This is a genomic window from Pseudomonas citronellolis (genome assembly GCF_029335315.1).
GTDB lineage: Bacteria > Pseudomonadota > Gammaproteobacteria > Pseudomonadales > Pseudomonadaceae > Pseudomonas > Pseudomonas citronellolis_A.
Genome location: NZ_JARJLT010000143.1, coordinates 1 through 5,397 on the forward strand (window position 1 = coordinate 1; position 5,397 = coordinate 5,397).

At 70.9% G+C, this 5,397-nt stretch carries 6 protein-coding genes; 1 reads left to right on the forward strand and 5 read right to left on the reverse strand.

Annotated elements, in window-relative coordinates; all coding sequences use genetic code 11:
- Positions 1 to 17: 17 nt before the first annotated feature.
- Both P3W75_RS11965 and P3W75_RS11970 read right to left on the reverse strand, forming a co-directional pair.
- The gene (locus P3W75_RS11965) at positions 18 to 1,391 is read right to left on the reverse strand and encodes a sensor histidine kinase (RefSeq protein WP_276227559.1); all 1,374 of its coding nucleotides are present in this window, start codon (positions 1,389 to 1,391) and stop codon (positions 18 to 20) included.
- Positions 1,369 to 2,058, reverse strand: a complete 690-nt coding sequence (locus tag P3W75_RS11970) for a response regulator transcription factor (protein ID WP_276227560.1) — start codon at positions 2,056 to 2,058, stop codon at positions 1,369 to 1,371. Before P3W75_RS11970 ends, P3W75_RS11965 begins: the two co-directional genes overlap by 23 nt.
- A 104-nt stretch (positions 2,059 to 2,162) precedes the next feature.
- On the opposite strand from P3W75_RS11970, the gene P3W75_RS11975 reads away from it, so the two are divergent.
- Positions 2,163 to 2,846: a response regulator transcription factor gene (locus tag P3W75_RS11975; protein ID WP_276227561.1), complete on the forward strand. Its 684-nt coding sequence runs from the start codon at positions 2,163 to 2,165 to the stop codon at positions 2,844 to 2,846.
- Positions 2,847 to 2,899: 53 nt separating this feature from the next.
- Here P3W75_RS11975 and P3W75_RS11980 read toward each other — a convergent pair whose 3' ends face one another.
- The 3 genes from P3W75_RS11980 to P3W75_RS11990 form a co-directional block, all read right to left on the reverse strand.
- Positions 2,900 to 3,673, reverse strand: coding sequence for an HvfC family RiPP maturation protein (locus P3W75_RS11980; RefSeq protein ID WP_276227562.1), 774 nt, complete (start codon positions 3,671 to 3,673; stop codon positions 2,900 to 2,902).
- Complete coding sequence (locus tag P3W75_RS11985; RefSeq protein ID WP_276227563.1) at positions 3,666 to 4,511, reverse strand: HvfB family MNIO-type RiPP peptide maturase; 846 nt, start codon at positions 4,509 to 4,511, stop codon at positions 3,666 to 3,668. Before P3W75_RS11985 ends, P3W75_RS11980 begins: the two co-directional genes overlap by 8 nt.
- 61 nt (positions 4,512 to 4,572) lie before the next feature.
- On the reverse strand, positions 4,573 to 5,037 hold the full coding sequence (locus tag P3W75_RS11990) for an HvfA family oxazolone/thioamide-modified RiPP metallophore (RefSeq protein ID WP_276227564.1): 465 nt from the start codon (positions 5,035 to 5,037) through the stop codon (positions 4,573 to 4,575).
- Between the last annotated feature and the right edge of the window lie 360 nt (positions 5,038 to 5,397).

Consider the following 5,397-nt stretch of genomic DNA (forward strand, 5'->3'; position numbering starts at 1 on the left):
CGAACCCCACCCCAACGTTACCCCTTGGGCACCACCGCCCTGCCGCGCAAACTCACCCAGCACCCCGGCGCGCCATCGCCCACGCTCATCGCCAGGTCGTGCAGGCGCGCCACCGCCGCCACCATGCTCAGCCCCAGGCCGTTGCCCGGCGTGTGCCGGCTGCGCTCGGAGCGGTAGAAACGCCGCAGCACCGCCTCACGCTCTTCCTCCGGGATGCCCGGCCCGTCGTCGCGCACCTGCGCTTCCACCCCGCCCTCGCCGGCCTCGACGCGAACCTCGACGCGGCCGCCGGCCGGGGTGAACTTCAGGGCGTTGTCCACCAGGTTGCTCAGGGCGTCGAACAGCAGGTGCGCGTCGCCCTGTAGCCAGGCCGCCTGGGCCGGGCCGCGGAAGTTCAAGTGCAGGCCGCGTTCCTCGGCCAGCGGTTCGAACAGCTCGACCACGTCCGCCGCCACCCGCGCCAGGTCCACCGCGACGAAGCCGGTGCGCCGGGCGCTGTCCTCGATCTCGGAGATGCGCAGCAGCGCGCGGAAGGTCAGCAGCAGGCCGTGGGCGTCCTCGATGGCCTGGTCGACGGCGGCGGCGAACTCCGCCTTGTCGCCGTCGCGCCGCTGGGCGCGCTCCAGCCCGGCCAGCAGGCGGGTCAGCGGCGTGCGCAGGTCGTGGGCGACGTCGTCGCAGACGCCCTTCACCTCGTGCATCAGCCGCTCGATCTCGTCCAGCATGCGGTTCACCACCGCCGCCAGGCGATCGACGTCGTCGGAGCTGCCACGCACCGGCAGACGCTCACTGAGGTCGCCCTTGACGATCCGTTCGATGGCCCCGGTCACCGCGTCCAACCGGCGCTGCGAGGCGCGCCCGGCGACCAGCGCGCCGGCCAGGCCGAGGACCAGGATCAGCACGCCGCCGGACGCCATGGCGTTGACCAGCAGCTCGTCGAACTCCAGCAGGTCCTGGATGTCCTGGCCGACCACCAGCAGCTCGCCCGAGGGCATGCGGTGGACGATGCCGCGCACGCGCCGCTCGCTGCCGGCCAGGTTGCGCCGCTTGAACTCGATGGGCCGCTCCAGCCGGGTGCTCGACGGCAGCTCGGCGAGGGTGCCGGCCAGGCGCCGGCCGCTGGCGTCGAACAGCGCCTGCGGGAAGTGCTGCTCGGGGTCCTTGGCGGCGTGCTCCTGCACCTCGCGGATCAGCGCCGGGATTTCCAGCTCGGCGCGGTTGTGGATCTGCCGGGTCAGGTTGCCCTGCACCTCGGCGCGCAGGTAGCCGGCGGTGCGCCAGTAGATGTAGCCGAACAGCGCCAGCGAGGCGACGCTGAACAGCAGCAGGAACAGCAACGCCACGCGGAAACTGGTGGTGCGCGGAATCTCACTCAGGCGCACGGAGAACATAGCCGGCCCCCCGCACCGTGTGGATCATCGCCGGCTCGCCGTCGACGTCGACCTTGCGCCGCAGGCGGCCGATATGCACCTCGATGACGTTGGTGCGCTCGTCGTAACGATAATTCCACACCGCTTCGAAGAGCATGGTGCGGGTGACGATCTGCCCGGTGTGACGCGCCAGGTACTCCAGCAACTGGTACTCGCGCGGCACCAGCTCGATCGGCCGCTCGCCACGGCGCACCGAGCGGCGCAGCAGGTCGATGTCCAGGTTGCCGATGCGCAGGCGGCTGTCGCGCGCCTCGCCGCCGCGCGCGGCGCGCCGGGTCAGGGCGTCCAGGCGGGCGGTCAGCTCGATGAACTCGAAGGGCTTGGTCAGGTAGTCGTCGCCGCCGGCGCGCAGGCCACGCACCCGCTCGTCGAGGTCGGACAGCGCGCTGAGGATCAGCACCGGGGTCTCCACCCCGGCCGAGCGCAACGCGGTGAGCATCGCCAGACCGTCCATGCCGCCGGGCAGCATGCGGTCGAGGACGATCACCGCGAAACTCTCGCTGAGCGCCCGCACCAGGCCTTCGCGGCCGGTGCCGGCCAGGCTCACCTGGTAGCCGTGGTCGTGCAGCGCGGCGCCGATCTCGGCGGCGGTGGCGGGGTCGTCTTCGACGACGAGAACCTGGGACATGGATGCGCTCCGTGGCGGCGGCGGGAAGTGATCGGCAGTATATTTTGTCCGACGCGGGCGAACGCCAGGCTCGCGCCAAGATGAACAAAAGTTTAGGTGCTGACGTGAGAATCCTGGTCATCGAAGACGAACCCGAAGCCGCCGGCTACCTGGTGCGCGGCCTGCGCGAGAGCGGGCATATCGTGGACGCCGCGCAGGACGGCGGGCACGGTCTCGACCTGGCCCTGGAAAACCTCTACGACGCCCTGGTGCTGGACCGCCGCCTGCCCGGCCTCGACGGCCTGGAACTGGTGCGCCGGCTGCGCGCCGCCGGGCTCGACACGCCGGTGCTGATGCTCAGCGCGCTGTCCTCCACCCACCACCGCGTCGAGGGCCTGCAGGCCGGCTGCGACGACTACCTGGGCAAGCCCTACGCCTTCGTCGAGGTGCACGCGCGGCTGGCCGCCCTGCTCCGCCGGCCCGGCCGCCAGCTGCTCGGCTCGCGCCTGCAGGTGGGCGAACTGAGCCTCGACTGCGAGGGCCGCGTGGCCCAGCGCCAGGGTCGCAGCATCGCCCTGCAGCAGCGCGAATTCCTCATCCTGGAAAAGCTCATGCGCCACGCCGACCAGGTGGTGACCCGCAGCATGCTGCTGGAGAGCGCCTGGGACTACGACTTCGACCCGCGCGACAACGTCATCGACAAGCACATCCACCGCCTGCGGCAGAAGGTCGACCTGGGCTTCGCGCGGCCGCTGATCCACACGGTGCCGGGCGCCGGCTACATGCTCAGCGTCGACGCCCCGCAATGACGCCGGACGAAAGAAGCCCGCGTGCGCGGGCTTCTCTGTGCATCGCTGGCGACTCAGGGGATCTCGAAGGTCACCTCGATGTTGTCGCGGGTGGCGCGGGTGCCCAGCACCACGCCCTGGGCGCGAAGGTCGTGCAGCAGGGCCAGGCCCTGCCGCTCCAGGATTTCGGGGTCGGCGCCGATGGCCTCGGCCAGCCCGCGCAGGTGCTGGCGGCCACTCAGCTGGCGGTCGCGCAGGGATTCCAGCAGCGCGTATGCCAGCGGCGCCAGGCGGGCGAAATGCACCTGCAGGTCGGCGCCGCGCCGGGCCAGCAGCAGGGTCGGCTGTGCGGCCGGGCCCTCGGGCAGATGGCCGGGGCCGATCTCGCTCACCGGCCAGGCGTAGGCCAGCGGCCAGGCCAGGGACGCCAGCAGCGGCACGCCGTCCAGCAGGTCGCCATCGGGGTCGTGCGCCGGCTCGCGGCTGTCGGCGAGCAACAGCGCGGTCTCCACCCATTCGTAGTGCGCCAACTCGACGGCCCAGCCGGGCAGCGCGGCGACGCCCTGTTCGAGGAAGGCGACGAACTCGCCGGCCACCTCGGTGAACAGCGGCGTCTGGCAACGGTGGTCGGCGAAGAATGTTTCCGTCAGCGCGCACCACTGCGCGGCATCCAGGCTGGCGTGCAGCACCGGGAAGCTGCCGGCCAGCAGCGCCTGCAGGTTGCCCAGGAACAGCTGGCGATACAGCGCCAGGCGCCGCGCCTCGATGCCCGGTGGCGGCGCGTGGCGCTGCGGGTCGCGGACGTGGTGGGCCAGTCGCAGTTGCTGCTCGCGCAAGGTCTCAGCCATGGCGCACCGCCTGCGGCGCGGCCGCCTGTTGCAGCGCACGGATGTAGTCCACCTCCACCAGCAGCTCGGCCAGCGGTGGCAGGTTGAAGTCGCGTTCCAGCAAGGTCGGTACCACGCCGCAGTGGGCGTAGGCGCGCTCCAGCAGGCTCCATACCGGCTGCTGCACGGCGGCGCCATGGGTGTCCACCTTCAGGTCCGGCGCCTCGTCGTAGTGCCCGGCCACATGGATGCAGGCCACCCGCTCGGCGGGCACCTGGCCGAGGAAAACGGCGGCGTCGTAGCCGTGGTTGCAGGCGTTGACCACCACGTTGTTGACGTCCAGCAGCAGGTCGCAATCGGCCTCCGCCAGCACCGCCTTGAGGAAATCGATCTCGCTCAGCGCCTGGTAGGGCGCGGCGTAGTAGGAAATGTTCTCCACCGCGATGCGCCGGCCCAGGGCGTCCTGGGTCTGGCGGATGCGCGCCGCCACATGGCGCACCGCCTCGTCGGTGAAGGGCAGCGGCAACAGGTCGTAGAGCTGGCCTTCGTCGGAGCAGTAGCTCAGGTGCTCGCTGAACAGGCCGACCGTGTGTTGGTCGAGGAACTGGCGGATGCGTCGTAGCAATTCGCGGTCCAGCGGTTCGGGGCCACCCAGGGACAGCGACAGGCCATGGCAGGCCAGCGGGAAACGCTCGGCGAGGCGCGCCAGGCCCTCGCCGTAGGCGCCGCCGACGCCGATCCAGTTGTCCGGCGTGCATTCGAGGAAATCCAGGCTGCCGGCGGGCAGCGCCAGCAGTTCGGGCAGCAACCCGCGACGCAGGCCGAGGCCAGCCCCACGGGGGAAGGAAAGCGCAGTCATGGCGGGCTCCTGGAGCGGGTCGCCCTCCCCGCGCGGGCGCGGGAAGGACCGAGTGGACGGTTTAGTGGCGGTCGCCCTGGAACTGGGCGAACAACCCGGCCGGCATCGGCTTGCCGTGGGCCTCGAAGACCGTCTTCAGGTGCTGGTAGGCCTCGCCTTCGGAAATGAAGCCGTCGTGGTCGGCGTCGATCACCTCGAAATCGCCGGCGCGGTCCTTGGCCACGGCCAGGAACTCGTCGCGCGAGACCTTGCCGTCGTGGTTGCTGTCGGTGCGCGAGAAGGACGCGTCACCGCACTTGCCCTCCCCGCACTTGCCCTCGGCCTGGGTCACCTTGGCCTTGGCGCCGTTGGCGCCGCACTTGCCTTCGCCACACTTGCCCTCCCCGGCCTTGTCGGCGGCGGCGAGCTGGTAGCCCTGCGGCAGCGCCTCCACGGCGAAGGCCGAGGACGCCAGGTTGACGCCGCCCAGCAGGGCGACGGTGAGCAGGCCGAGGCGGGTCTTGGTCTGGATAGAGGTACGCGACATGGGGTGCTTCTCCGATACGGGGCGTGGCCGGGCCACGCGGGTCAAAGGGTCTTGTCGAACCGGAGCGAGGGGGCTGGAAGCGCCGTCAGGCGACTTTCCGGGCCCGCCGGGGTCTCTCGTCCGGGTGTGACCATTTGGCCCGCGCCATGTATCGGCGACGTATCGGAGGGGCGCCGCGTTTGTATGCGGGCCTGGTGGAGGGGTAGGCTGGATACAGTGGGATACACACGGATGGCCGCGCGCCAAGGTCCATCGGCTTGCGCGGCCGGAAGCCTCCTACCAGGAACACCCTTCCCGTTGCGTCGTCCCCGCGAACGCGGGAGTGACGGGTTGAGGTGTGCGCAAGACAGTTATTCCTCT

Bases quoted from the DNA above. Each gene is read 5' to 3' on its own strand.
- P3W75_RS11965 (WP_276227559.1), bottom strand. From the start codon at position 1,391: ATGTTCTCCGTGCGCCTGAGTGAGATTCCGCGCACCACCAGTTTCCGC.
- P3W75_RS11970 (WP_276227560.1), bottom strand. From the start codon at position 2,058: ATGTCCCAGGTTCTCGTCGTCGAAGACGACCCCGCCACCGCCGCCGAG.
- P3W75_RS11980 (WP_276227562.1), bottom strand. From the start codon at position 3,673: ATGGCTGAGACCTTGCGCGAGCAGCAACTGCGACTGGCCCACCACGTC.
- P3W75_RS11985 (WP_276227563.1), bottom strand. From the start codon at position 4,511: ATGACTGCGCTTTCCTTCCCCCGTGGGGCTGGCCTCGGCCTGCGTCGC.
- P3W75_RS11990 (WP_276227564.1), bottom strand. From the start codon at position 5,037: ATGTCGCGTACCTCTATCCAGACCAAGACCCGCCTCGGCCTGCTCACC.